General features: G+C 68.9%; 22 protein-coding genes. 13 read left to right on the forward strand and 9 right to left on the reverse strand.

Features of this window, described 5'->3' with window-relative positions; translation table 11 throughout:
- Positions 1-20 precede the first annotated feature (20 nt).
- The 3 genes from AC07YZ_RS25005 to AC07YZ_RS25015 all read left to right on the forward strand — a co-directional run bounded on the left by AC07YZ_RS25005 (position 21) and on the right by AC07YZ_RS25015 (position 1,375).
- Positions 21-425 (forward strand): ribonucleotide reductase subunit alpha, encoded by a 405-nt coding sequence (locus AC07YZ_RS25005; RefSeq protein WP_494796741.1) that lies wholly within the window; start codon positions 21-23, stop codon positions 423-425.
- On the forward strand, positions 425-997 hold the full coding sequence (locus AC07YZ_RS25010) for a hemerythrin domain-containing protein (protein ID WP_494796742.1): 573 nt from the start codon (positions 425-427) through the stop codon (positions 995-997). The genes AC07YZ_RS25005 and AC07YZ_RS25010 overlap by 1 nt, the downstream gene beginning before the upstream one ends.
- 72 nt (positions 998-1,069) lie before the next feature.
- The gene (locus AC07YZ_RS25015; protein WP_226490327.1) at positions 1,070-1,375 is read left to right on the forward strand and encodes a hypothetical protein; all 306 of its coding nucleotides are present in this window, start codon (positions 1,070-1,072) and stop codon (positions 1,373-1,375) included.
- 184 nt (positions 1,376-1,559) lie between these two features.
- Here the strand turns inward: AC07YZ_RS25015 and AC07YZ_RS25020 are convergent, their stop codons facing one another.
- The 3 genes from AC07YZ_RS25020 to AC07YZ_RS25030 all read right to left on the reverse strand — a co-directional run bounded on the left by AC07YZ_RS25020 (position 1,560) and on the right by AC07YZ_RS25030 (position 4,745).
- Positions 1,560-2,261, reverse strand: coding sequence for a fumarylacetoacetate hydrolase family protein (locus tag AC07YZ_RS25020; RefSeq protein WP_494796743.1), 702 nt, complete (start codon positions 2,259-2,261; stop codon positions 1,560-1,562).
- 125 nt (positions 2,262-2,386) lie between these two features.
- Positions 2,387-3,424, reverse strand: coding sequence for a cupin domain-containing protein (locus AC07YZ_RS25025; protein WP_494796744.1), 1,038 nt, complete (start codon positions 3,422-3,424; stop codon positions 2,387-2,389).
- Between the two features lie 115 nt (positions 3,425-3,539).
- On the reverse strand, positions 3,540-4,745 hold the full coding sequence (locus tag AC07YZ_RS25030) for a 3-hydroxybenzoate 6-monooxygenase (protein WP_494796745.1): 1,206 nt from the start codon (positions 4,743-4,745) through the stop codon (positions 3,540-3,542).
- A 150-nt stretch (positions 4,746-4,895) separates the two neighbouring features.
- Between AC07YZ_RS25030 and AC07YZ_RS25035 the strand changes: the two genes are divergently transcribed.
- The 9 genes from AC07YZ_RS25035 (at position 4,896) to AC07YZ_RS25075 (ending at position 16,213) form a co-directional block, all read left to right on the forward strand.
- Complete coding sequence (locus tag AC07YZ_RS25035) at positions 4,896-5,372, forward strand: MarR family winged helix-turn-helix transcriptional regulator (protein WP_226490323.1); 477 nt, start codon at positions 4,896-4,898, stop codon at positions 5,370-5,372.
- A 172-nt stretch (positions 5,373-5,544) separates the two neighbouring features.
- A complete protein-coding gene (locus tag AC07YZ_RS25040) occupies positions 5,545-5,682 on the forward strand; it encodes a DUF3096 domain-containing protein (RefSeq protein ID WP_226490322.1) in 138 nt (45 codons plus the stop codon).
- A gap of 198 nt (positions 5,683-5,880) precedes the next feature.
- A complete protein-coding gene (locus AC07YZ_RS25045) occupies positions 5,881-6,678 on the forward strand; it encodes an ABC transporter permease (protein WP_494796746.1) in 798 nt (265 codons plus the stop codon).
- Positions 6,679-6,680: 2 nt separating this feature from the next.
- Entirely contained in the window at positions 6,681-7,400 is a 720-nt protein-coding gene (locus AC07YZ_RS25050; RefSeq protein WP_494796747.1) for an ABC transporter ATP-binding protein, read from the forward strand.
- Between the two features lie 48 nt (positions 7,401-7,448).
- Complete coding sequence (locus tag AC07YZ_RS25055; protein ID WP_494796748.1) at positions 7,449-8,231, forward strand: CmcI family methyltransferase; 783 nt, start codon at positions 7,449-7,451, stop codon at positions 8,229-8,231.
- Between the two features lie 4 nt (positions 8,232-8,235).
- Complete coding sequence (locus AC07YZ_RS25060) at positions 8,236-9,660, forward strand: methyltransferase domain-containing protein (protein ID WP_494796749.1); 1,425 nt, start codon at positions 8,236-8,238, stop codon at positions 9,658-9,660.
- A gap of 37 nt (positions 9,661-9,697) precedes the next feature.
- Positions 9,698-14,191, forward strand: coding sequence for a class I SAM-dependent methyltransferase (locus AC07YZ_RS25065; RefSeq protein ID WP_494796750.1), 4,494 nt, complete (start codon positions 9,698-9,700; stop codon positions 14,189-14,191).
- Between the two features lie 5 nt (positions 14,192-14,196).
- On the forward strand, positions 14,197-15,087 hold the full coding sequence (locus AC07YZ_RS25070; protein WP_494796751.1) for a WcbI family polysaccharide biosynthesis putative acetyltransferase: 891 nt from the start codon (positions 14,197-14,199) through the stop codon (positions 15,085-15,087).
- A gap of 52 nt (positions 15,088-15,139) precedes the next feature.
- Positions 15,140-16,213, forward strand: a complete 1,074-nt coding sequence (locus AC07YZ_RS25075) for a class I SAM-dependent methyltransferase (protein WP_494796752.1) — start codon at positions 15,140-15,142, stop codon at positions 16,211-16,213.
- Between the two features lie 47 nt (positions 16,214-16,260).
- Here AC07YZ_RS25075 and AC07YZ_RS25080 read toward each other — a convergent pair whose 3' ends face one another.
- From AC07YZ_RS25080 to AC07YZ_RS25095, 4 genes are all read right to left on the reverse strand, one after another.
- A complete protein-coding gene (locus tag AC07YZ_RS25080; protein ID WP_494796753.1) occupies positions 16,261-17,697 on the reverse strand; it encodes an efflux transporter outer membrane subunit in 1,437 nt (478 codons plus the stop codon).
- 23 nt (positions 17,698-17,720) lie between these two features.
- Entirely contained in the window at positions 17,721-20,957 is a 3,237-nt protein-coding gene (locus tag AC07YZ_RS25085) for an efflux RND transporter permease subunit (protein WP_494796754.1), read from the reverse strand.
- A gap of 26 nt (positions 20,958-20,983) precedes the next feature.
- A complete protein-coding gene (locus AC07YZ_RS25090; protein WP_494796755.1) occupies positions 20,984-22,207 on the reverse strand; it encodes an efflux RND transporter periplasmic adaptor subunit in 1,224 nt (407 codons plus the stop codon).
- Between the two features lie 87 nt (positions 22,208-22,294).
- Positions 22,295-23,128 carry an alpha/beta hydrolase gene (locus AC07YZ_RS25095; protein ID WP_494796756.1) on the reverse strand — a complete coding sequence of 278 codons (834 nt, stop codon included), beginning with the start codon at positions 23,126-23,128 and terminating at the stop codon, positions 22,295-22,297.
- Positions 23,129-23,239: 111 nt separating this feature from the next.
- Between AC07YZ_RS25095 and AC07YZ_RS25100 the strand changes: the two genes are divergently transcribed.
- Positions 23,240-24,151, forward strand: coding sequence for a LysR family transcriptional regulator (locus tag AC07YZ_RS25100; RefSeq protein ID WP_494796757.1), 912 nt, complete (start codon positions 23,240-23,242; stop codon positions 24,149-24,151).
- An 84-nt stretch (positions 24,152-24,235) separates the two neighbouring features.
- Here the strand turns inward: AC07YZ_RS25100 and AC07YZ_RS25105 are convergent, their stop codons facing one another.
- Positions 24,236-24,790 (reverse strand): hypothetical protein, encoded by a 555-nt coding sequence (locus tag AC07YZ_RS25105; RefSeq protein ID WP_494796758.1) that lies wholly within the window; start codon positions 24,788-24,790, stop codon positions 24,236-24,238.
- A complete protein-coding gene (gene atpE / locus AC07YZ_RS25110) occupies positions 24,787-25,029 on the reverse strand; it encodes a F0F1 ATP synthase subunit C (protein WP_068175045.1) in 243 nt (80 codons plus the stop codon). The genes AC07YZ_RS25105 and atpE overlap by 4 nt, the downstream gene beginning before the upstream one ends.
- Positions 25,030-25,443 lie beyond the last annotated feature (414 nt).

Below are 25,443 nucleotides of genomic sequence, written 5' to 3' on the forward strand. Positions count from 1 at the left end.
CGATATGCAGGACCCTCCCCATGAACATCGCCAGTTTTGACGACCTGCTGAGCGCCGCCCGCGCCCAGCCCCTGCCGCAGCGCTTGCTGTTCGTGTTCGCCGGCATCGAGCTGCCGGACGACGCCACGCCCGAAGAGCGCGCGGCCTTTGAGCAAGGCCAGGGCGGTGCCCTGGTGCCGCAGATGTGTGTGGACAAAAGCCCGGACGAGCTGGCCTCGTTCGATCAGCTCAGGCAGGAAGCGGCCACTTTCGGCCAGCCCTGGGGCATGGTCTTCGCCGCCGCCATGTCGGGCGCGCCGGGCAAGGCGCTCACCAGCGCCGACGCCGACGAGCCGCTGCAGAAGATGGTGGAGGCGATCCGCCAGGGCCGCATCCAGGCCTACATCCCGTTCGACCCGCAGGGCCGGCCGGTGCAGATCGGCTGATGGCCATGGCCGGCATCCGCCTGCACGAGATCAGCCTGCCGGGCCATGCCTCACCCGGCGTGGGCTTCGAGGCGCCGTTCGAGATGCTCGACGCCTGCCACGAGCGGGTCGAGCGCATGCTGGCCCTGCTCGGAAAGATCCGCGAACACGTCAAGACCCACGGTGCCGACGAACAGGCCCGGCAGGCCGCACGCGACGTGATGCGTTACTTCGACCAGGCCGGCCCGCACCACCACGAAGACGAAGAGCGGCACGTGTTCCCGCCGCTGCTGGCGCAGCGCGACCCCGCCGTGGTGGCGGTGGTCATCCAGCTCAAGCAGGACCACCGGGCGATGGAAGCGCAGTGGGCGCTGGTGCGCGCGGCGTTGATGGCGCTGGTGGATGCTGGCGAGGGCTGGTCCGGGTTCTCTGCGGAAGATGGGCAGCGCTTCGATGCCTACGACGCGCTGTACCGGCGGCATCTGGTGGATGAAAACGGTGTGGTCTACCCGGCGGCGCGCTCGGTCATCCGGGGCGAGGCGCTGCAGGCGATGAGCGCGGAGATGATGGCGCGGCGGGGGGTGGTGGTTTGACAACCCGAGCCCGTGGGATTGCCGATTCTGGGTATCCTGCGTGTTGATATTTAGATCAAGGTTGGGCGGCCAATGAACCCGTTGCACCAATACGAAGCGTGGTTGGATGAACTCGATCAACGGTTACGAGTCGACAGCGGCAACATCGTTTGCGAGTTGGGTAGTGGACTGATCGCGCCACTTTCCGAACTGACGGACGTTGACGACATCGCCCTTTGGGCTGGCAAGCTCAGAGAGTCCTTGGCTGCTCATGAAGGGCATCTACCCCACGAGTACCTGGTCAAACGTTTTGCAAGACTCGCGAAGGAACGCACAGGGCTGCCAGTGAACGTAGATGAAATCGCTTGGGAAGCTACTGTCGGCTACCGTCGTAGGTAGCCTAAACATATAGATGGACTCCCTCTCAAGGGCAAGGGACTGACTGATTGGGGACTTGGGTCGCGAGGGCTCGCAATCATTGTCTTCCTTGCAGGTCAAGCGCCACACCGGCGCGGTCTGCTTAGATCAAGCGCTCGCCTGCGGTCAACAACGATTTTGGAGATGGAGTGAGTTGGCGCGGCGGTTACTCCGCCGGCCCAACGTTCAACGCCACCTCCGCCACGCCCTCCACACGCCCGGTGATCTTGTCCCCGCTGATCACCGCGCCCACGCCTTCGGGCGTGCCGGTGTAGATCAGGTCGCCGGGTTGCAGGTGGTAGAACTGGGACAGGTCGGCGATGATTTCGCGGATGTTCCAGATCAGCTTGTCCACGTTGGACGACTGTTTCGTCTGGCCGTTGACTTCGAGCGCGATGGCGCCGCTCTCGATCACCACGCCTTCCATGGGCACGATCTCGCTGCACACCGAACCCTCTTCGATGTCCTTGCCCAGATCCCAGGGGCGGCCCTTGTCGCGGGCGACCAGTTGCAGGTCGCGGCGGGTCATGTCCAGGCCGGCGGCGTAGCCGTAGATCACTTCGTGCGCGTCTTCGGCTTTCACACGGAAACCGGCCTTGCCCACGGCGAGCACCAGTTCCATTTCGAAGTGGTAGTTGTGGGTGCCGGGCGGGTAGGCCACGGTGGTGCCGCTCTGCACCAGGGTCTGCGGCGACTTGGTGAAGTAGAACGGCCGCTCGGCGCTCTTGTCGACCGGCTTTCCCATCTCGACGGCGTGCGCGTGGTAGTTGCGGCCGACGCAGAAGATGCGGTTGATGGGGAAACGTTCGGCCTGGCCACGGATGGGCAAGGACTGGACGGCGGGTGGGGCGAAGAGGTATGTGGTCATGGTGAACAAAGGAGTGGGGGTAGGGAGAAGTGTCTTGAACCGGGAGCACCGCGGAACCGGCTTTGCCGGGCCGCTGGTGTTGCCCCCTTGAGGGGGTGACGCGCGAAGCGCGGCGCGGGGGTGGGCTATCTCGTCTCGTAAACGCCCAGCTTGCGGTGCAGTGGGGATTCATCGGCAATGAAGACAAACGAAGGCTGGTCGACCGATCGGTTCTTCAGCGTCACGGGCTCGTAGCCCGGCGCGCAGCAGGTGTCGGCCTCGACCAGCTCGAAGCGTTTGCCGCAGGTGGACACGTCCACACCGCCTTCGATCAGGTGGAACACCTGCGAGGGCGAGCGGGCGGGCATTGTCAGCGTCTGGCCGGGTTTGAGCATGAGCGCGTAGAAGCCCAGGATGTTCTGTGCGTCGCCGCCGGTTTCGGGGTTCACGTAGGTCACCTGCACGCAGTCCAGCCCGGGCTGGTCGGCCGCCATGGCCACGAGGGCGGCGCGCGTGTCCACCCAGGGGTAGCGCAGCATGGGGTAGCGCTTGTCGCTGCGGTTGAACACCTGCGTCGGTACCACGCCTGCGCGGGTCCAGGCGCGGTCACCGCTGCCCTGCTGGACCTGCTGGCGCTCGCCGTTGATGTGGTAACTCGCCTCCATGTAATAGACCAGCGGCAGGTCCAGCACGTCGAGCCAGACCACGGGCTCGGTGCCGTCGTGGCCGTGTTCGTGCCACAGGCCGGTGGGGGTCAGGATCAGGTCGCCACGGCTCATCGGGCACTTCTCGCCGTCGACCGTGGTGTAGGCACCTTCGCCCTCGACGATCATGCGCACGGCGTTGGGCGTGTGGCGGTGGCTGGGCGCCCACTCGCCGGGCAGCAGCAGCTGCATGCCCAGGTACATCGCCGGGCTGGCCTTCATGTTCTCCAGGCCGTGGCCCGGGTTGGCCAGCACCAGCACGCGGCGCTCGGCCTTCTCGATGGGCGTGAGCTCGCCCGCTTTCAGCAGCAGCGGCTTGAGGGTGGCGTAGGGCCAGTGGATGGCCTGCGTGGCGCGCGTGGGCACCTTGGGCGGCAGCACCGCGCGCAGGCTGGGCCACAGCGGCACCAGGTTCAGCGCCTTGAGGTCGTCGCGGTAGTCCTGCGGCAGGTCTTCGAGTCGTCCGAGTTCGTGGCTCATTTGGTGTCTCCGGAAATATGGGTGTGAGGTGTCTTGTGCCAGAACGCCGCGGAACCGGCTTTGCCGGGCCGCTGGCGTTGCCCCTTGAGGGGCGGAGCGCAGCGACGGGGGTGGTTCATTGACTCAGGCAGTTGGTCACATTCCAGCTGTACAGCCATTCCATGGCATCGTAGAAGCGCTCTTGAGAACGCCCCTTCCACAGGCTGTTGCGCACCAGCCGCTCCACACCGACGGCGTGGTACAGGCGTCCCATCTCGCGGCCGCTGAGCACGATACGGGCGGCGCGGGTCACGCGGCTCTGCTGGTACAGCTGCAACGCAGCGTCCCAGTCCTTGCCGCACACGCGCAGCGCTTCGCCCAGCGTCACGGCGTCTTCCATCGCCATGCAGGCGCCCTGGGCCATGTACTGCGTGGTCGGGTGGGCGGCGTCGCCCAGCAGGGTGGCGCGGCCGAACACCCAGGTGGCGATCGGCTCGCGGTCGGCGGTGGCCCAGCGCTTCCAGGTCTTGGGCAGCTCGATCAGCTGGCGTGCTTTGGGGCAGATGCCCTGGAAGTAACTTTCCACCTCTTCCTTGCTGCCGTCCGTCACGCCCCACTGCTCGGGCTGGCGGCTGTGGAAGGTCACAACCACGTTGTACTGCTCGCCGCCGCGCAGCGGGTAGTGCACCAGGTGGCACTTGGGGCCGGCCCAGAGGCTGGCGGCGTTCCACTTCAGGTCGTCCGGGAAATCGGCCTTGTCCACCACGGCGCGGTAGACCACGTGGCCGGTCACGCGCGGCGGGTCGTTCACGTATTGCGCGCGCACCACCGACTTGCCGCCGTCGGCGCCGATCAGCGCCTGGCCGAGCCAGCGTTTGCCGTTCTGGTCGATGGCGGTCACGGTCCTGGCGGCTTCGTCCTGCTCGACCTTGACGATGCGGGTGCTGGTGAAGAACGCGACCCGGCCGGTTTCCACCGCGCCTTCGAGCAGCGACTGGTGGATGTCCACGCGGTGGATCACGGCGTAGGGGTTGCCGAAACGCTGGCGGAAGGCTTCGCCGGTCTCGATGCGGCCGACCAGCGTCTCGTCGATGGCGTCGTGCATGACCATGTGGTCGGTGTAGACGGCGCGGCCACGCGCCTTGTCACCCACGCCCAGCGCGTCAAACGCATGGAAGGCGTTGGGGCCGAGCTGGATGCCGGCGCCGATCTCGCCGATCTCGGCGGCCTGCTCGAACACCTGCACGGTGAAGCCCTGGCGCACCAGCGCCAGCGCGGCGGCCAGACCGCCGATGCCACCACCGGCCACCAGCACCGGCAGATCGGAAGAGCTTGTGTTCATGGTCGCGACTCCTGTGAAAGACGGCGTAAAAGGCGGCGGGCAAAAGACGGTGTCTGAAAGATTGCATGCACATCATCAGTATGCTTATCATAAGTGTAGTGCTAATATGGCCGGACGCCAAATCAGGGTTAACCCTGGACGCCGATCACCATGAGCACCACCGAACCCTCCGCCATCAACATCGACCTGCAGCCCGGCCACGCGATCCGGCGCCTGCACCAGATTTCCGTGGGCATCTTTCTGCAGGAAGCGGGGGAGCTGGGCATCACGCCCGTCCAGTACGCCGCGCTGCAGACGGTGGGCAACCAGCCCGGCATCGACCAGCGCACGCTGGCGCGCACCATCGCGCTGGACGCTTCCACCACCGGTGGCGTGGTGGACCGGCTCGAAGCGCGGGGCTGGCTGGTGCGCCGGACGGCGCCCGAAGACCGGCGCGCGCGCCAGCTGGCCCTGACACCCACCGGGCAGGCCCTGCTGGCCGAGGCCGTGCCCGCGATGCTGCGCGCGCAGGACCAGATCCTCGCGCCCCTGACCGAGCGCCAGCGCGCCGAGTTCATGCGGCTGCTGAACTTGCTGGTGACGCAGAACAACGAGATGAGCCGCGCGCCGAGCGAGGCCACGCGGTAATAAGCGCCAGGGCACTTGCCCGCCCGCCCTAAGCGCACGGGGCCATGGCCCAGCGTCTGTTCGACGACGCACAGACGACCGCACCGGTCGCGCAAAATCATGGCTTCCCGCTGCGCCGCCTTCCAGGCCGGTCGCGGCACCCGCACCTCAACCCCCAAGAAGGAAAACCCTCATGAACCTGCACCTGAGCATCGGACCGCTGGTGTCCCTCGTCGCCGGCATCCTCATCCTGGTGATGCCCCGCCTGCTGAACACCATCGTCGCCGTCTACCTGATCATCATCGGCTTGTTGGGGCTGTTTGGCCGCTGAACCCGGTCGGGCCGGCTTGAACCTGCGACCGCGCTCGCGAGGCGCCCGGGTAAACTGGCCCGATGAGCCTGTCGCATGAAGCCCGCCCCGAGACATGGACGCCTCGCGTCACCGCCGGGGCCGTGACGCTGGCCGCCGAGCACCGCGCCACCCGCGCCCCATCGGCGGCCTCTTGGTTTTCCGCTTTCTGAGCGCTTCATGCACGCCCGGTTCCGTTCGTCCCCCGCTTTGCTGGACATCGTCCAGTCCCTCGCCTACAGCCGCGCCATCATCTACATGGCCATGAGCGATCTGCGGGCGCGCTACAAGCGCAGCGTGCTCGGGCCGCTGTGGATGACGCTGGGCACGGCCATCGGCGCCGTGGGTCTGAGCTTCCTCTGGGCCGAGCTCATGCACAAGGACGTGCGCGAGTTCATGCCGACGGTGACCGCCGGCCTGATCCTCTGGCAGTTCATCGCCGGTGTGGTGGGCGACGCATCGGCCCTGTTCAGCCGCCAGGCGGCGCTGATCCGCAACATCAACCTGCCGCTGTCGATCTACCCGACCCAGCTGCTGCTGCGGCACCTGATCAACCTGCTGCACAGCGTGCCGGTCTTTGCCGTGGTGGCCTGGGCAGTGGGGCTGCAGCCCACCCTGAACCTGCTGCTGGTGGTCCCCGGGGTGGTGCTGGTGACGCTCAACCTGCTCTGGCTGGCCCTGCTCGTGGGCATGCTGGGCGCGCGCTTTCGCGATCTGGAGTACCTGATCGCGTCGGCGCTGCCCTTGCTGATGCTGCTCAGCCCGGTGTTCTACCGGCCCGAGTTCCTGCCCTTCAGCGAGGTCTACCTGTGGGCCAATCCCATTTCCCACTTCATCGAGGTCATCCGCTACCCCCTCATGGGTTCGGCGCCGCCGGGCTTCGTGATCTGGACCAACCTGGGCCTGCTGCTGGTGGGCGGCGGCGTGAGCCTGTGGCTGTTCGACCGCAAGCACCACCGCATCGCGTTCTGGGTCTGACCATGGCTTCCCTCAAATTCAATGCGGTGACCGTGCGCTACCCGGTCTACAACAGCCGGGGCATGTCGCTGCGCAACCACCTCGTGCGCATCAGCACCGGGGGCAGCATCGAGCGCGAGTCCGGGCGGGTGCAGATGGTGACCGCCCTGCAGGACGTCAGCTTCGAGCTGCGCCGGGGCGACGCGGTGGGCCTGGTCGGGCACAACGGCGCGGGCAAGAGCACGCTGCTGCGCACCATGGCCGGCATCTACTCGCCGACGCAGGGCACGATCGAACGGCAGGGGCGCGTGGCCACCATGCTCGAACTCGGCGCGGGCATGGACAACGAGCTCTCGGGCTACGAGAACATCACGCGCATGAGCCTGCTGATGGGCGAGCGCGTCGCCGACGTGCGGCAGCACATCGAGGAGATCGAGCGCTTCACCCAACTCGGCAACTTCCTGCAGATGCCGGTGCGCACCTACTCGTCGGGCATGGTCGCGCGCCTGATCTTCGCCGTCGCCACCTCGACCCGCCCCGACATCCTGCTGGTGGACGAGATCTTCGGCCTGGGCGACGCCGAATTCCGCGTGCACGCCCACGAGCGCATGGAGTCTCTGGTGAAATCCGTGGGCATCTTCGTGTTCGCCTCGCATTCCAGCGACCTGGTCAAGCAGTACTGCAACCGGTTCTTCAGGCTCGAACATGGACGCCTGCGGGAATGTCATGCCAGCGAGGTCTGAGTGCCGCACAATGCGCAGGCCCCCAGGTCGGGGGCGCACGCAGGCGCCATGAAGATCACGATCGACACCGAAGCGAAAACATTGGAATGCCAGTTCGGTGACGCCGCGCCGACGCGGCTGCCGCTGTATTCGCCCGAGGCGTTCCGGCTGGTGTCGGAGGTCTGGCTCAAGCAGGAGTGGAACCAGCTGCATTGGCAGTCGTTCTCCTGGCTGGGTTTCCAGCTCTGGCAGTTGCCGGAAGACGTGCTGCGGCTGCAGGAGGTCGTCGCCAGTGTGCGGCCCGACGTCATCATCGAAACCGGCGTCAACCGGGGCGGCAGTGCCGTCTTTTTTGCCTCCCTGTGCCGCGCGCTGGGGCGTGGACGGGTGATCTCGATCGACATCCACATCCCGCCCGAGGTGCGCGAGGCCGTGGCCGTCTGCCCGCTGGGCGACCTCATCACCCTGATCGAAGGCGACTCGGCCGCGCCCGCGGTGGTGGAGCGGGTCCGCCGTTCCGTGGGACCGGGCCAGACGGTGCTGGTGTTCCTCGACAGCGACCACAGCCGGGAGCATGTGCGCCGCGAACTCGATGCCTACGGCCCGCTGGTCACGCCCGGCTCCTACATCGTGGCGACCGACGGGGTGATGCAGCAGCTTGCGGACACGCCCCTGGGCCAGGCGCACTGGCGCGACGACAACCCGGCCGCCGCCGCGCGGGCGTACGCCGCCGAGCACCCCGAGTTCGCGCTGCGCCGCCCCATCGCGCTCTACAACGATGCCCTGGCGGCCCCCAACCTCACCTACTGGCCAGACGCCTGGCTGTACCGTCTGCACCCACCACCGAACTGAATCCATGCACGCCAGCTCCCATGACAAGATGCGCTCCATCGTTGACCAGTACCTGGGCAACCGCCGGGGGGAGCCACTGGTCATCCACGATCTGGGCAGTCAGGATGTGAACGGTTCCTACCGCGCCCTGTTCGACTCACCGAACTGGCGCTACACCGGGCTGGACATGGTGCCTGGCGCCAACGTGGACCTGGTGCTCAAGACGCCCTACGACTGGCGCGAGGTGGCCAGCGGTTCGGTGGACGTGCTGATCTCGGGGCAGGCCTTCGAACACATCCGCTACGTGTGGATCACCATGCTCGAGGTGGCCCGCGTGCTCAAACCCGGCGGCCTGTGCATCGTCATCGCGCCGTCGGGCGGGCCCGAGCACCGGTACCCGGTGGACTGCTGGCGCTTCTACCCCGACGGCATGGAGTCCCTGGCCCGGTTTGCCCAGCTCGACCTGCTGCGGGCCAGCACCCAGTGGCAGGCCGAGGGCTATGCCGACGGCAGCGATGCCTGGCGCGACTCGGTGCTGATCTGCCGCAAGCCCGACCACGGAGCGTGGTGGAACCTCAAGAGCGCGCTCAAGCGGTGGCTGCAGCACCGCAGCATGACCCAGGGCCTGGTGGATGCGCCGCCCACGCCCGCCGCGCCGCCCGAGCGGCTCCCCGTTGCGCCGGCCGTGCCCGCGCAAGCCACACAGCCCATACCGCACGAGCAGCTCAAGCAGCCCGGCCTGGCGCAGTGCCGCTTCTACCACTCGGTGGACCTGCCCGGCGGCGAATCGGTGAAAGGGGAGTGGGACCTGCGCCCCACCGTCGGCGCCTATCTGGGCGGTGTCGACTTTGCCGGGCGCACCGTGCTCGAAATCGGGCCGGCCAGCGGCTTTCTGACCTTTCACATGGAAGCGGCCGGTGCCAGCGTCACTGCGCTGGAGCCGCCCATGGAACACCTCTGGGACGTCGCGCCCATGCCGGGCTTCGATCTCGCCGCCTGGCGCGAGGACTTCGTCCACGTGATCACCGGGGTGCGTCACTCGTTCCAGTACCTGCACCACCTCCACGACTCCCAGGCCCGGCTCATCGTGGCCCATCTGGACGACCTGCCCGAATCGGTGGGTTCCTTCGACATCGGCCTGCTGGCCGCGGTGCTGCTGCACTGCCGCTCGCCGTTCTCGGTCATGGAGCACCTGGCGCGCCGGGTCACCGACACCCTCATCGTCACCGAGGCCTACGACGCCAGCCTCGGGGACCTGCCGGTCTGCCGCCTGCTGGCGGACACGGCCCACCCGCAGGTGCACACCTGGTGGGCGCTCACGCCCGCCTTTGTCATCCAGTCGTTGGGCCTGCTGGGGTTTCCCAAAGCGCGGCTCAGCGTTCACCACCAGAAGCGGGACCTGGATGGCGCCATGATCCCCATGTTCACCGTCGTGGCACGGCGCGCCTAGCGCCGCCTCACCCAGGACCCCAGGAGCCTCGATGCCCATGTCAGACACCCACTTGCTGGACCCATTGCTCTCGCCCGCGCTGGCGGGCCTTTTCCGGACACCCCAGCGCCTGGGCAAACCCAGCGGTTGGTGGGGCCACGTGCCCTTCGGTTTCTGGGTCGTTGAGGCCGCCGAGCCGCGCCAGCTGGTCGAGCTGGGCACCCACCATGGCGTGTCCTACGCCACCTTCTGTGATGCCGTGCTGCACCGCCAGTTGCCCACCCGCTGCTTCGCCGTGGACAGCTGGCAGGGCGACGCGCACGCCGGCTTCTTCGACGAGGCGGTCTACCGGGACGTGCGGGCCTTCAACGACGCCCACCATGGCGGATTCTCGGAACTCATCCGGGCCGAATTCGACACCGCCGTCGGGCATTTCGCCGACGGCTCGATCGACCTGCTGCACATCGACGGCTTCCACAGCTACGAAGCCGTGCGCCACGACTACGACACCTGGCGACCCAAGCTGTCCGAGCGCGCGGTGGTGCTGTTTCACGACACCAATGTGCGCCGCGACGACTTTGGTGTGCACCGCCTGTTCGGGGAGCTCGCGGCCCGCCACCCCCACTTCGAATTCCTGCATGGCAACGGTCTGGGCCTGATCGCGCACGGCGCGGCGGTGCCGGACGCCATCGCCCAGCTGTGCGCCGCCGCGGCGACCGAGCGCTGCGCGCCGATCCGGGAGCGCTTTGCCGCGGCCGGCGCGCGCTGGATCGGCCATGCCAACGAGCGGGAGATGGAGCGCTCTTTTGCGCTGCAGGTCGAGGCCCTGGTCGCTGCGCGGACCGAGGTGGGCCGCGAACGCGATGCGGCCCAGGCGGCGGTGGTGCGCCTGGACGCCGAACTGGCGCAGGCGCGGGTCGAGCCACAGGCTGCGGCCCGGCAGCGCGGCAAGGCCGATGCCGACGCCGAAATCACCCGCCTGGCGACCGAGCGCGATGCGGCCCTGCGCTCCGTGGCGCGGCTGGAGGGCGATCTGAGAAAAGCGCGCCAGGAGCGCGCGCTGGTGGAACACGGCCTGCTTGAAGCCCAACAGACCATCACCACCCTGACGGGCGGGCAGCACACGCTGACGCAGACCCTGCAGGCCACCGAGCCGGCCGTGCGCCGGCTGCTGTCCACGCTGCTCGCTCCCCCGAAGGTGCTGCCGGTCGTCGCGCGGCCCAGTGCCCTGCACCGGCTGCACCGGCGGCTGCGCCCGGGCGCGGACCCGACCCGGCACCAGCCCGTGGCCGATGCCATCCGCCGTTCGGCGCTGTTCGACGCCGCGTGGTACCTCGCGACCTACCCCGACGTGGCCGGCGCCGGGATCGATCCCGCCGACCACTACGCGCTGCATGGCGGCATCGCGGAAAACCGCGACCCTGGTCCCTGGTTTTCCACCCACGCCTACCTGCAGGCCAACCCGGACGTGGCGCAGCTCGGGCTCAACGCCCTGTTCCACTACGAGACCCACGGCCGCCGCGAGGGCCGGGAGTTCCCCTTGAAGCCGCTGCTGCCGGCGACACCACCCGCGCCCGTCGAGCCGGCAGCGCCCGCGCCGGCGCTGGACGCCAAGATGGTCTTCCGCCAGCGCAGCCAGGAAGAGCTCACGCAGTTCCTGCACGAGGGGCGCGAACTGCGACTGCCCACGGTGGAGGCGCCCCGGGTCTCCATCGTCATCGTGCTGCACAACCAGGCCGAACTGACCTTCAAATGCCTGGTCTCGCTGGTGGACGCGATCGATGCGCCCTGCGAGGTGCTGCTGGTGGACAACGCCTCCAGCGATCGCACTGGCGAACTGCTGGCGCGGGTGCACGGCGCCCGGCTGCTGCCCCAGAGCGAGAACCTGCATTTCCTGCGCGCGGCCAACCTGGGGGCCGCGCACGCGCGCGGCGAGCACCTGCTGTTCCTCAACAACGACGCCCAGCTCCGGCCCGGCTCGATCCCGGCCGCGTTGGCGCTGCTGGACAACCGCGCGAGCATCGGCGCGGTGGGCGGCAAGGTGGTGCTGCTCGATGGCCGCCTGCAGGAGGCCGGCAGCATCATCTGGAACGACGGCAGCTGCGTCGGCCACGGCAGGGGCCAGGACCCGGACGATGCCGAATTCCAGTTCCGCCGCGAGGTGGACTTCTGCTCGGGCGCATTCCTGCTGACGCGGCGCTCCCTCTTCGAGGCCCTGGGCGGGTTTGATCCGGCCTACGTTCCCGCCTATTACGAAGAAACCGATTTCTGCATGCGCATCCACCAGGCCGGTTACACCGTGGTGTACGAGCCCCAGGTGGAGATCCTGCACTACGAGTTCGGCAGCTCGGACACCGAGCAGACCGCGGTGGCGCTCATGGAAGCGCACCGCGATGTCTTCGTGGCCCGCCATGCCCGGGTGCTGGCCAACGAACACCGGCCCCACGGAACCCGGCCGATCGAAGCGCGTCAGCGCCCCGCCACGCAGCCGCGCGTGCTGCTGATCGACGATCGCATCCCCATCCCTTCCCTGGGCTCGGGTTTCCCGCGCGCGCGCCAGCTCGTGCACTGCCTGCACGAGGCGGGCGCCTTCGTGAGCCACTACCCGTTGGCCTGCCCGGATGTGGACCTCGACGAGGCCTACGCCGTGCTGCCGCGCGAGGTGGAAATCGTCACCGGCCGGGGCATCACCGGCCTGGCCGAGTTCCTGCGCGAGCGCGCCGACTACTACGACGCGGTGGTCGTCAGCCGGCCCCACAACATGGACCGCTTTCTGTGCGCCTGCCGCGCCGCGCCGGCCTTCCTGGCCAGCACCTCGCTGGTCTACGACGCTGAGGCGATCTTCGCCACCCGCGAGGCGCTGCGGGCCCAGGTGCAGGGAGACGCCGCGCTGGCGTCGGACAACGCCGCCGAACTGGCCCGCGAACTGCAACTGGCCGAAGCGGCCCGCTTCGTCTTTGCCGTGAGCGAGGCCGAGGCCGCACGGTTCCGGCAGGCCGGCTGCCAGGACGTGCGGGTGCTGGGCAACGGCATCGCGGCGCAGCCCACCCCGCAGGGGCACAGCGAACGGCGCGACCTGCTCTTCGTCGGACGGCTGGCGGAGGAGGCTTCGCCCAACGCCGATTCCGTGCGCTGGTTCGTGCACGAGGTCATGCCCCGGCTGGACCAACTGATCGGCGAGGGCTATGTGCTGCACCTCGTGGGCAGCCATTGCGAAAGTCTGCAGCAGGCGCTGGGCGGGCCGCGCGTCGTGTTCCACGGGCGTGTCGAAGACATCCGGCATTTCTACGAGCAGGCCCGCGTGTTCATCGCCCCAACGCGCTTTGCCGCCGGCATCCCCCTCAAGGTCCAGGAGGCGGCCGCGCACGGCGTGCCGGTGGTGGCCAGCGAACTCGTCGCGACGCAGCTGGGCTGGGCAGCACAGGGCGGGCTGCTGAGCGCGGGCAGCGCCGAGGACTTTGCCCAGGCCTGCGCCCGGCTCTATCTCGACACGGCCCTGTGGCAGCGGACCCGCCAGGCCGCCCTGTCGGCCGTGGCCCGGGACTGCGCGCCCCAGGTGTTTGCCGCGACGGTGCAGGCCGTGCTGCGCGATGCGCGCGACCAGCCACCCGAGCCCGCCCGCCCGCCCGCCCACGTGGCCACGCAGGACGATCAGGCCCGCGTTTCCGAGGCCTGGAGCGTGTCGCCCGCGCAGCGCGAGCAGGTCCAGGGCATGAACTGGATGGCGCATCCGCGCGTGATCGCCCGCCTCAACCACAAGGCCACCGGCGAAGAGGGCATGGATGTGTACATCCACCTGAAAGAGACCCTGAGCCGCCTGGGCTGGCGCCTGCCCATACCGCGCGTGGTCAGCCTGGGCTGCGGCTTTGGTGCCCTGGAGCGTGGCTTCGCCGGCATCCAGCTCGCGGGCCGGATCGACGGCTACGACATCGCCGAGGGGGCCATCGCCGGCGCGCGTGCGCTGGCCGCCGACATGGGACTGGACATGCTGCATTACCACGTCGCCGATCTGGAGCGGCTGGAGCTGCCGGAGGCGTCCTGCGACCTGGTGTTCGGCTTCCAGTCCATCCACCACGTCAACGACCTGGACCGCCTGTTCCAGATGGTCCGGCGCGCGCTGCGCCCCGGCGGCGTCTTCCATCTGCACGAATACGTCGGCCCCGACCGTTTCCAGTGGACCGACGCGCAGCTGACCCACATGAACGGTTTCCTGCAGACCCTGCCGGAGCGCTACAACCGCTTGCCCAACGGCATCGTGCGCGGCCCCCGGGAGCGCCCGCGCGCGGCCGATGTGATCGCCTGCGACCCGTCCGAAGCGATCCGTTCGTCGCAGATTATCCCCACGCTGGAGAAACACTTCCGGCTGCTGGCCCGCCGCGATCTGGGGGGCGCCCTGCTGCACATCGGGCTGAGCGACATCGCGCAGAACTTCGATCTGGAGAACCCGGTGGACATGGCCTACCTGGGGCGCTTCTTTGCGCTGGAGGACCAGCTGATGGCCGAAGGGGCGATCGGCTCCGATTTCGCGGTGCTCACCGCGATCAAGGACTGATCGCCATGGCCTTGATGCAGTATGGCAGTACGGCGCCCGACGCCGAATTGGTCATTCTGTACGGCAACTGCCAGATTCCGTTCCTGGCCCACCAGCTCGCCTGCGCCGACGTCAACCCCCGCCCACGGGGCTACCTGTGCGTGCTCAACCACGCCGCGTCGGGGCAGGCGGTCGAGCAACCCTCGGTGGCCGATCTGGCGCGCTGCGTGCTCTACCTGGAGCAGTACGAATACCGGCCGCGCTCCGAGGTCCGCGAGCTGCTGCGTTCGGGCGTGCCTGCGGGGTGTCCGAAGCGGGTCTTTCCGCCACTGGTCATGCACAGCCTGTGGCCCTTCGATGTGGTGGCCCAGCGCATGCCACCCGACGCGCGCTTTGTCTGGGGGCGCTACCCCATGGGCGACGCGATCGGGCTGGAGGTGGCCGCGCTGGGTCTGGAGATCGGTGCCGCGGTCGAGGCCTACTGGCGGCTCTCGGCGGAGCGCATGCCCGATCTGAACGCGCTGCTGGCGCACGATCTGGACCGCATGGACCAGCGCGACCGGGCATCGGACGTCAAGATCGCGGACCACGTGCGCGAGAACTTCCGGCACCGGCACCTGTTCTGGACCAACCGCCACGTGTCCATCGACCTGATCGGCGAGCTCGGTGTGCGCCTGTACCGCGCGTCCCTGCCGGTGCTCGGCGGGGACGAGGCCCAAGGGCTGGAGCGCATCCGCCTCGGCCTGCCTGCGCTGGGCGACGGCATGGGCGACTTGCAGGTGCCGATCCATCCGCAGATCGCCCGGACCTTCGGCCTGGACTACGTGGACGAAACCACCCACTACCGCTGGTACGACCAGCGCTGGACGTTCCACGAATACCTGCGCCACTACCTCGCCGCTGACAGCGACTGGTAGCGATTCACCAGCACCCCATGTCCCGCCCCGCGTCAACCCATCGAATCAAGCCATGAGCACCCTGCTGACCGACATGCAACTCTCCGCCGCCCGATCGCTGGGCTGGATGCCGGGCCATGTGCACCTCTCGGCCACCGACATCCGGGTGGACGGCTGGGCCCTGCGTCTGTGGGACCACGGCGAGCGCCCCCGTTTCCTGATCAACGGGGAGGACTTTGCCGAGGTGGAGTGGCCCCTGCCCGCGCCCGACGTGCACGACGCGTTTCCTGCGCTGATGCCCGAAGGCTGTACCCGGTTTCGCGCCCGGCATCCGGTGACACCGGGGGGCGGTCTGTTTCAGGAAGGATTCGCCCGGTTCAACGTGACGGGGCGCCTGGGCGAGCACCGTCACTCGTACCGCACGGCCTGGTTCGTGGCCGATCCCGCCACGGAGCCGCCGGTGCCCACACCCGAACGCATCACGCGCGTGATCGGCTCCGACAGCGCGCCCATGTTTCTGCTGGGCGGCGCCACCATCGCCCAGCGCATCCGGTGCCTGCTTCAGGACCGGTTCGACCGGCCCCTGAGCAGCTTTCGGGCCATCCTCGACTGGGGGTGCGGCGCCGGCCGTGTCACCCGGTACCTCGGCATGATGTCGCCGGTCGTCACGGGCGTGGACATCGACGCCGACAACCTGCAGCACAGCGCGGCCAGCCTGCCCGAAGTGGCCTTCGAGCAGGTCGGCCTGTACCCCCCCACCGCCTTTCCGGACGGGCGTTTTGACCTGGTCATCGGCTTGTCCGTGCTGACCCACCTCAAGGAGTCGGCCCAGGACCAATGGCTGGAGGAGCTGCGTCGCATCGTCGAGCCCGGGGGCATTCTGTTGCTGTCCGTGCAGGGGCTTGCGCAATCCGCGCTCTACCGCGCGCCCCTGGAGCGGCAGCTGCGCGCCCATCGGGAGGGATTCCTGTACGTCGGCCCGGACGGACAACTCGACGACGTGGTGGCCGAGGAGGGCTACTACAGCCACATCATCCAGTCCCACGAATACATCATGGTGCACTGGGGCCGGTACTTCGACGTGCTGGAGATCGTCGAAGGCATCGCCGGCAACCAGGACCTGGTGGTGCTGCGCCGGCCCCGGTGATCCTCGGCGGATCGGGCACGCTGGAGATGCCCGACCGGCCGTGCGCCTCACGACCGGACTTTGTTCTCTGCTGGTAAGGCCACCGTCTCCCAGCCCCCGCCGATCGCGCGGATCAGCAGCACCGTGGCCTGTTGCTGCGCGGCTTCCACGCGCTGCGCCTGGCGGCGGTTGAGCAGCTCGTTGCGGCGCGCGTCCAGCAGTTCGAGCTGACTCACCAGGCCGTTGCGGTAGCGCGTTTCCGAGATCGCGCTGGCGCGCTGCGCGGCACTCACCGCGCGGCCCTGGGCCTGCGACTGGTCCTGCAGCAGGCGCAGGGCCGACAGCTGGTCTTCCACTTCGCGGAAGGCGTTCAGCACCTGGCCCCGGTAGCTCGCGGCGGCGGCGTCCAGCTGCGCCTGCGCGCCCTGCACGCCGGCCTCGCGCCGGCCACCGTCGAACAGCGGCACGGACATCAGCGCGCCGATGCCCCAGGCGCGGGCCGACCACTTGAAGAGGTCGCCGATGTCGGGCGAGGCGTAGCCCGCGGCGCCGGTGAGCGACACGCTGGGGAACCACGCGGCCTGGGCCACGCCCACGCGGGCCTGCGCGGCCAGCAGCGAGGCCTGGGCCGCGGCCACGTCGGGCCGGCGCGCGAGCACCGTGCCCGGCACGCCGGCGGGGATCACCGGCAGGGTGCGGGCGCCGTTCGTGGGAGTGAGCGCGAAGCCCGAGGCCGGTTCGCCGACCAGCACGGCCAGCGCATGCTCGAGCTCGGCGCGGCTGCGACTGAGCGCGAACACCTCGGCCTCGGTGGCGGCCAGCTCGGTCTGGATGCGGATCACGTCCAGCTCGGCCACGTCGCCGGCCTCGAAGCGGCGCTGCGTGAGGCGCAGCGTGTCGCCATAGGCGGTGGCGGTGTCCTGCACCAGCCGGCGTTCGGTGTCGACCGCGCGCAGCGCCAGGTAGGTCTGGGCCAGCTCGGCCTGCACCAGCAGGCGCGTGCTCTGCAGCAGGGCTTCGCGCGATTGCGCGTCCAGCGTGGCGGCGTCTTGCACGCGCGCCAGCCGGCCGAACAGGTCCACCTCGTACGAGAGGTTCACGCTGGCCCGCAGCAGCGTGGCGGGCGTCGCGCCGTTGGCGGTGCTGGCACCGGCACCACGCGATGCGTCGGCCCCCGCGCCGATCTGCGGTGCGCGGTCGGCCTGGGCGCCGCGCACCAGCGAGCGCGCCTGGGCCAGGCGGGCCGCGGCTTCCTGGATGCCGGTGTTGTTCGCGCCGGCGCGCTCGGCCAGCTCGTCGAGCACCGGGTCGTTGAACGCCTTCCACCAGGTGCCGCGGCTCTGTGCCTCGGCGGGCTGGGCGATGGTCCAGGTCTCGTTCTGGCGCTGCTGCTCCTTGAACTGCGGCGGCGTCGGGACCGACGACGGCAGCGGCGGCAGCGCGGTGGCGCAGCCGGCCAGGAAGAGGGCGGCGGCCAGCGGCAACAGGTGATGGAGCTTTTTCATGGTGTGCACCTTCTGTGTCTTCATCAATGCGTCAATGGGCCAAGGGGGGCGGCGGGCACGGCGTGCACGCTGCCGCCACCGCCGGAGGCAAAGCCCTCGAAGTGGGGGATCTCACCGTGCTGGCGCAGCGCGCGGTTGCCCGCCAGGCGGCGCAGCAGCACGTAGAACACGGGGGTGAGGAACAGGCCGAAGGCGGTCACGCCGATCATTCCGGCGAACACGGCCACGCCCATGGCCGAGCGCATCTCGGAACCGGCACCGGTGGCCAGCACCAGCGGCAGCACGCCCATCACGAAAGCCAGCGAGGTCATGAGGATGGGGCGCAGCCGCAGGCGGCTGGCCTCGATGGCGGCCTGCACCGGCGAGCGCCCGGCAAACTCCAGCTCGCGCGCGAACTCCACGATCAGGATCGCGTTCTTCGCCGAGAGCCCCACCAGCACGATCAACCCGATCTGCGTGAACACGTTGTTGTCGCCCCCGTCCAGCCACACCCCGGTCATGGCCGCGAGCAGGCCCATGGGCACGATCAGGATGATGGACAGCGGTAGCGTGAGGCTTTCGTACTGCGCTGCGAGCACCAGGAACACCAGCAGGATGGCGAGCGGGAACACCCACAGCGCGGAGTTGCCGGCCAGGATCTCCTGGTAGGTGAGCTCGGTCCATTCGAAGGCGATGCCCTGCGGCAGCGTCTCGGCGGCGATGCGCTCGATCGCGTCCTGCGCCTGGCCCGACGAGAAGCCCGGTGCGGGGCCGCCGTTGATGTCGGCCGCGAGGTAGCCGTTGTAGCGCATGGCGCGCTCCGGGCCGAAGCTGGAGTTCACCTTCATCAGCGCCGACAGCGGCACCATCTCGCCCGTGTTCGAGCGCACCTTGAGCAGGCCCACGTCTTCGGCGCGCGCGCGGTAGGGCGCGTCGGCCTGGGCGCGCACGCTGTAGGTGCGGCCGAACTGGTTGAAGTCGTTCACGTACAGGCTGCCGAGGTAGATCTGCATGGTGTCGAAGATGTCCGTCACCGGCACGCCGAGCTGGCGCGCCTTGGTGCGGTCGATGTCGGCGTAGAGCTGCGGCACGTTGACCTGCCAGCTCGTGAACATGCCCGCCAGCTCGGGCGTCTGGTAGGCCTTGGTCATGAAGGCTTTCACGGCCGCGTCCATCGCTTCGTAACCCAGCGAGGCCTTGTCTTCCAGCTGCAGCTTGAAGCCACCTGTGGTGCCCAGGCCCGCCACCGGGGGTGGCGGGAACATCACGATGAAGGCGTCCTGAATCGCGCCATAGGCCTGGTTCAGCTGGCCCGCCACTGCACCGCCGCTCTGGTCGGCGCGCTGGCGCTCGGCAAAGGGCTTGAGCGTGGCGAACACGATGCCGGAGTTCGAGCTGTTGGTGAAGCCGTTGATCGACAGGCCTGGGAAGGCGATCGCGTCTTCCACGTTCGGGTTCTGCTTGGTGATCTCACCCATGCGCTGGATCACCTCTTCGGTGCGGTCCAGCGTGGCGCCGTCGGGCAACTGCGCGAAGCCGATCAGGTACTGCTTGTCCTGCGCGGGCACGAAGCCGCTGGGCACCGCCTTGAACAGGCCGAAGGTCACGCCCACCAGCGCGAGGTAGATCACCATCATCAGCGTCTTGCGCGAGATGACGCGCCGCACACCGCCGCTGTAGGACTCGGCGCCGCGGTGGAAGAAGCGGTTGAAACCACGAAACAGCGGGCCGAAGACGCGGTCCATGCCACGCGTGATGGCGTCCTTCGGTGCGTCGTGGCCGCGCAGCAGCAGCGCGGCGAGCGCGGGCGAGAGCGTGAGCGAGTTGATGGCCGAGATCACGGTGGAGATGGCGATGGTCACCGCGAACTGTTTGTAGAACTGGCCGGTCAGGCCGCTGATGAAGGCCAGCGGCACGAACACCGCGACCAGCACCAGCGCGATCGCGATGATGGGTCCGGACACTTCCTTCATGGCGCGGTAGGTCGCGTCGCGCGGCGACAGGCCGGCCTCGATGTTGCGTTCCACGTTCTCCACCACCACGATGGCGTCGTCCACCACGATGCCGATCGCCAGCACCAGGCCGAACAGCGAGAGCGCGTTGATGGAGAAGCCCAGCAGGTGCAGCACCGCGAACGTGCCCACCACCGACACCGGCACCGCCAGCAGCGGAATGATGGAGGCGCGCCAGGTCTGCAGGAACAGGATCACCACCAGCACCACCAGCGCGATGGCTTCGAGCAAGGTCACGATCACCGAGTCGATGGAGGCGCGCACGAACTGCGTGGGGTCGTAGGCGATGCGGTATTCCACGCCCTCGGGCATGTTCTGCTGCAGCTCGGCCATGGTGGCGCGCACCTGGGCCGAGATGTCCAGCGCGTTGGAGCCCGGCGCCTGGAACACGCCCATGCCGACGGCGGGCTTGTTGTTGAGCAGCGAGCGCAGCGAATAGTCGGCCGCGCCCATCTCCAGCCGCGCGATGTCGCGCAACCGGGTCACGGCGCCGTCGGCACCGGTCTTCACGATGATGTCGCCGAACTCTTCTTCGGTCTGCAGCCGGCCCTGGGCGTTGATGGACAACTGCAGGTCCACGCCTGGCAGGCCCGGCGAGGCGCCGACCACGCCGGCCGCGGCCTGCACGTTCTGGCCGCGGATGGCGGCCACCACGTCGCTGGCCGAGAGGCCGCGCTGCGCGACCCTCTGCGGGTCGAGCCAGACGCGCATGGAGTAATCACCCCCGCCGAAGACCTGCACCTGGCCCACGCCCTGGATGCGGGCCAGCCGGTCCTTGACGTTGAGCACCGCGTAGTTGCGCAGGTAGTTGATGTCGTAGCGGTCGTTGGGCGAGACCAGGTGCACCACCATCGTGATGTCGGGCGAGCTCTTGACCGTGGTCACGCCCAGGCGGCGCACTTCCTCGGGCAGGCGCGGCTCGGCCTGCGAGACGCGGTTCTGCACCAGCTGTTGGGCCTTGTCGGGGTCGGTGCCGAGCTTGAAGGTGACGGTGAGCGTCATCACGCCGTCGGTCGTGGCCTGGCTGCCCATGTAGAGCATGCCTTCGACGCCGTTGATGGCTTCCTCCAGCGGCGTGGCCACGGTTTCGGCGATCACTTTCGGGTTGGCGCCCGGGTACTGGGCGCGCACCACCACCGAGGGCGGGGCCACCTCGGGGTACTCGGAGATCGGCAGGCCGCGCAGTGCGACCAGGCCGGCGATCAGGATCAGCAGCGAGAGCACGCCCGCGAAGATCGGTCGATCGATGAAGAATTTCGAGAGGTTCATGGTGTTCTTTTCATTCGCACGATGGCTCAGGACTTGGCCACGGCCACGGGGGTTTCCGGCGTCGTCGAGCGGGCGTTCATCGGAACGGTCTGCGGTTGCACCACGTCACCGGGGCGCACGCGCTGCAGGCCGTTGACGACGATGCGTTCGCCGGGTTTCAGGCCGCTGAGCACGGTGCGCAGGCCATCGACCGACGCGCCCAGCGTGACGGCGCGGTACTCGGTCTTGTCGCCCTCGCCCACCACCAGCACGAACTTCTTGTCCTGGTCGGTGCCGACGGCGCGCTCGCTCACCAGCAGGGTGCGCGCGGTCTGTGGCTGGCCCATGCGGATGCGGGCGAACTGCCCGGGCATCAGGTGGCCGTCCTTGTTGTCGAACACGGCGCGCACGCGCACCGTGCCGCTGCGCGGGTCGACCTGGTTGTCGATCAGCTGCAGCTGGCCGGCGTAGGGCGTGTCGGCGCTGTCCGAGGTGCCCATCTGCACGGGAATGCGCTCGATCAGCTGGCGTGCGCTGTGGCCGGCGCCGGCCAGGCCCTTGAGCGCGCTGGCCACGGTTTTTTCGTCGGCGTCGAAGCTGGCGTAGATCGGGCTGACCGAGACCAGGGTGGTGAGCACGGGCGCGCCCGGGCCGGCGGCGACCAGGTTGCCCACCGTCACCTCCAGCCGGCCGATGCGTCCGGCCACCGGGGCACGCACCTGCGTGTAGCCCAGGCTCAGGCGGGCGGTCTGCAGCTGCGCCTGCGCGGCCTTGAGGTTGGCCTCGGCCTCGCGCAGCGCGTTCTCGCGGTCGTCCAACTCGCGCTGGGCGATCGCCTTGTCGTCCCACAGGCGGCGGGCGCGGGCGTGTTCGCTGGTCGCGTAGGTCACACGCGCCTGGGCCGCGCCGGCCTGCGCGGCGGCCCGCGCCACCTCGGCCTCATACGGCGCGGGGTCGATGGAGATCAGCAGTTCGCCCTTGGCCACCAGCGCGCCCTCGCGGAAATGCGTGGCCTGCACCACACCCGCGACGCGCGAGCGAATGTCCACGCGCTCCACCGCTTCCAGACGGCCGGAGAACTCGTCCCAGGCGGCGATGTCGCTCTCGGTCACGGTGGCCACGGACACCGGCATGGGCGGCGGCGCGCTCGGCGCCGCACTGGCCTGCGCGGGGTTGGACTTCTGTGCGAGCACGATCACGGCGAGGGTGACGGCGGCCAAGGCGGCGGTCGACCACCAGATGCGGCGCTTGAAAGTGGGCAGCTTGGACATGGTTTTTCCTTTTTGAGGGCGAGCGGGACCGTTCCCGGTGGGTCACCGGGTCTGGCGTTTCAGGGTGGTGAGAAAGGGGGCGGTCCGTCAGGACGGCGGCGGCGTCGCGGCCTGGAAGAAGGCGCGGACGTGTTCGCGCACCTCGATGGCGCACGGACATTCTTCTGCGGGCTGCTCGCTCAGCGAGTCCGGCCAGCCGGTGGTGGGGGGCAGCACGCCGCTGTGCACGGCAATGCCCGCCTTGCGCAGGCGCTCGGCGTAGGCCAGGGCTTCGTCGCGCATCGGGTCGTCGCCGCCGGTCAGGATCAGCGTGGGCGGCAGGCCGGCCAGGCGCTGCGCGCGGCTGGGCACGGCGTAGGGGTGCTCGGCGTCCATCGGGCCGCGCAGGTACTGCTGCCAGCCATCGATCCACTTGCAGCAGGTGGCTTCGCCCATGGTCTGGCGCAGCGAGGCGGTGGCGTTGCACGGGTCCAGCATGGGGGCGACCAGCATCTGCCCGGCCAGCGGCGGGTGGCCGCGGTCGCGCACCATCAGCGCCACCGCGGCGGCGATGTTGCCGCCGGCTTCTTCACCGGCCAGGAACAGCGGCGCGTCCTTGCCGGCCAGGCGGCTGCGTTGCTTGTACAGCCACTCCAGCGCCGCGTAACCGGCCTCCACGGCCTCAGGGAAACGGTGCGCGGGCGCCAGCGGGTAGGCCAGCGAGGCCACCACCGCGCCCGAGCTGGCCAGCAGCCCGGCCAGGCAGGCGCCGCTGTCCAGATCGCCCGAAACAAAGGCGCCGCCGTGGAAGTGCAGGACCAGCGGCAAAACGCCGCCGCGCGGCTTCTTGCCCCAGACGCGCAGCTCCAGCGGCGGCGTGCCCGGCACCGACAGGGTCTGTGCCGGGGCCGACGGGGCGTAGGACGAGGATGTTGAAACCATGGACTGGACTATAGACACACCGTTTCTGCGGATAAAGCCAGCTTCAACCAGTTGTCTGTTTCCATTGCATGAACAATCCGCCCATAAAACAGCACATCAAGGACAGAGGGTATGGATCAGATCCAATCGATACGCGTGTTCGCGCGGGTGGTGGAGGCCGGCACCTTCACGAAAGCGGCGGAATCGCTGAATCTGCCCAAGGGCACGGTCACCAAGCTCGTGCAGCACCTGGAGGCACGCCTGAAGGTCAAGCTGCTCAACCGCACCACGCGCCGCGTGACCGTCACGCCCGACGGCGCGGCCTACTACGAGCGCACGGTGCGCGTGCTCAACGACCTCGACGACATCGAGGCCAGCATGACCAACGCCCAGGCCAGCCCCAGCGGGCGCCTGCGCGTGGACGTGGGCAGTTCGGTGGCGCGCGAGATCATCATCCCCGCGCTGGCCGACTTCTTCCGCCGCTTCCCCGACATCCAGCTCGACCTGGGCGTGTCCGACCGGTCCGTGGACCTGCTGGCCGACAACGTGGACTGCGTGCTTCGCGGCGGTGAGCTGCTGGACCAGTCGCTCGTGGCCCGGCGCGTGGCCAACGTGTCGCTGATCGCGGTGGCCTCGCCGGCCTACTTGCGGGCGCATGGCACGCCCACCCACCCGGAACAGCTGGAGCGTGAGCACACCATGGTGAACCACTTCTCCACCCGCAACGGACGGCCTTACCCGAACGAATTCGAGAAGGACGGCCAGACGCTGGAGATTTCAGGCCGCTACAGGCTCTCGTTGAACGAAAACAACGCGGTGACGGCGGCGGTGCTGGCGGGTCTGGGTGTCGCGCAGATGGCCTCCTTCACGGCCCTGCCCTTGATCGAACGTGGCGAGCTGGTGCGAGTGCTGAGCGACTGGACCTGCATGACGATTCCGCTGTACGTGGTGTACCCACCCAACCGGCACCTGAGCGCAAAGGTGCGGGCCTTCGTGGAGTGGGTGGCGGAGCTGCTGGCGCGACACCCCCAGATGGCGCGTTGACGCGACCGGCCGGGGGCCGATCCAGAAGCGCCCCGGCAGCGGTGCCGACGCCGTCCTCGTGGCGGGCGAACCGATGACCGACGATCAGCGCCGGGGGACCCGTGGTGGTGGGCGGTGCGGCCTTGAGCCCACCACCTGCCGCATCGTGGCGAGCACGGTGCCGATCATCCAGGCGCCCAGCCGCTCGGGCCAGGGGCCGGCCGAGCGGCTGGGCGCGGTCCCCGGTCGCCGCTCCGTCACCTGGTCGAACCCGAGGGTATGAAGCCGCTGGCGCTCGACCGCGCTCAGCGCCGAGCCATCGGCCAGCAACACCTCCAGCGTGCGCACACCCCGCTCGCGCAAGGCCGCGGCCAGGGGCACGAGCTCGGCGCGCGACGGGCGCCAGAACACCGCTTCGCGCGCGCGCCGCAGCGCCCCGAGTTGGACCACCGCGTGGTCTGCGAGCGGCAGCGACGCTGCCCATGCGTTGCCCGGCGCCACCAAGGCCCAGCGCGTCTGGCGCAGCATCCCTCCGAAACGGCGCGTCGTGAGTACCGTGAACTCGGCATGCGGTCCGCCGGTGCGCAGCGCATGCAGCAGGGCGCCACCCGCGCCCGCCACGAGCACGCGCCGTGGCGGCGTGCCCGGCCGGGGCCTCATCCGGCGAACGGCGCGGCCAGGGCGAACCACACGCCCAGCGCCACCGAGATGATGAAGGCCCCGTCCAGCAGACCCGCGAGCAGGAAGACCTTGGGTTGCATGGCTTCCATCATTTCGGGCTGCCGCGCCGAGGCCTCCAGGTACTTGCTGGCCATGATGCCGATGCCAACGCAGGAACCGAGGGCGCCGAGGCCGATCATGTGACCGACGGCGAGGGGAAGGCTGCTGAGGTCTGCCATGTGAAGCTCCTTTCTGTTGCGATGGCTTCACTGTGGCGGAGCAGCGACGGGAAATCCATGACCTCGCAGGTCATGCCGCTGGCGAGGGCCACCCCAATTCCCCCAGGTGTGGTGACCTCAAACGTCCCGGTTTGAGCTGATCAGGCACAGGGGGAATGCCGGCGTCGTCGGCACCTGTTTGGCGGGGACGTTCACCCGACCGCCCTGGGTGAAGGATCACAGGGGGAACGTCGTGAATCGTCCGCGACGGGGTTGGCATGGGAGCTTCACGACCATCGGGCGGGTGTGGGCCAAGAGAGGCTCGTAAGTTGGTTGACGTGACAGGCTGCTTGAGGCTAATTCTGTTGAAAAACTCGGTTTTGACCCGCACCGTGGAGCCGGGCTGAATCCGCCGCGATCAGAGTTGAGTTCATT

Source organism: Hydrogenophaga sp. GW101-3F08 (assembly GCF_059424585.1).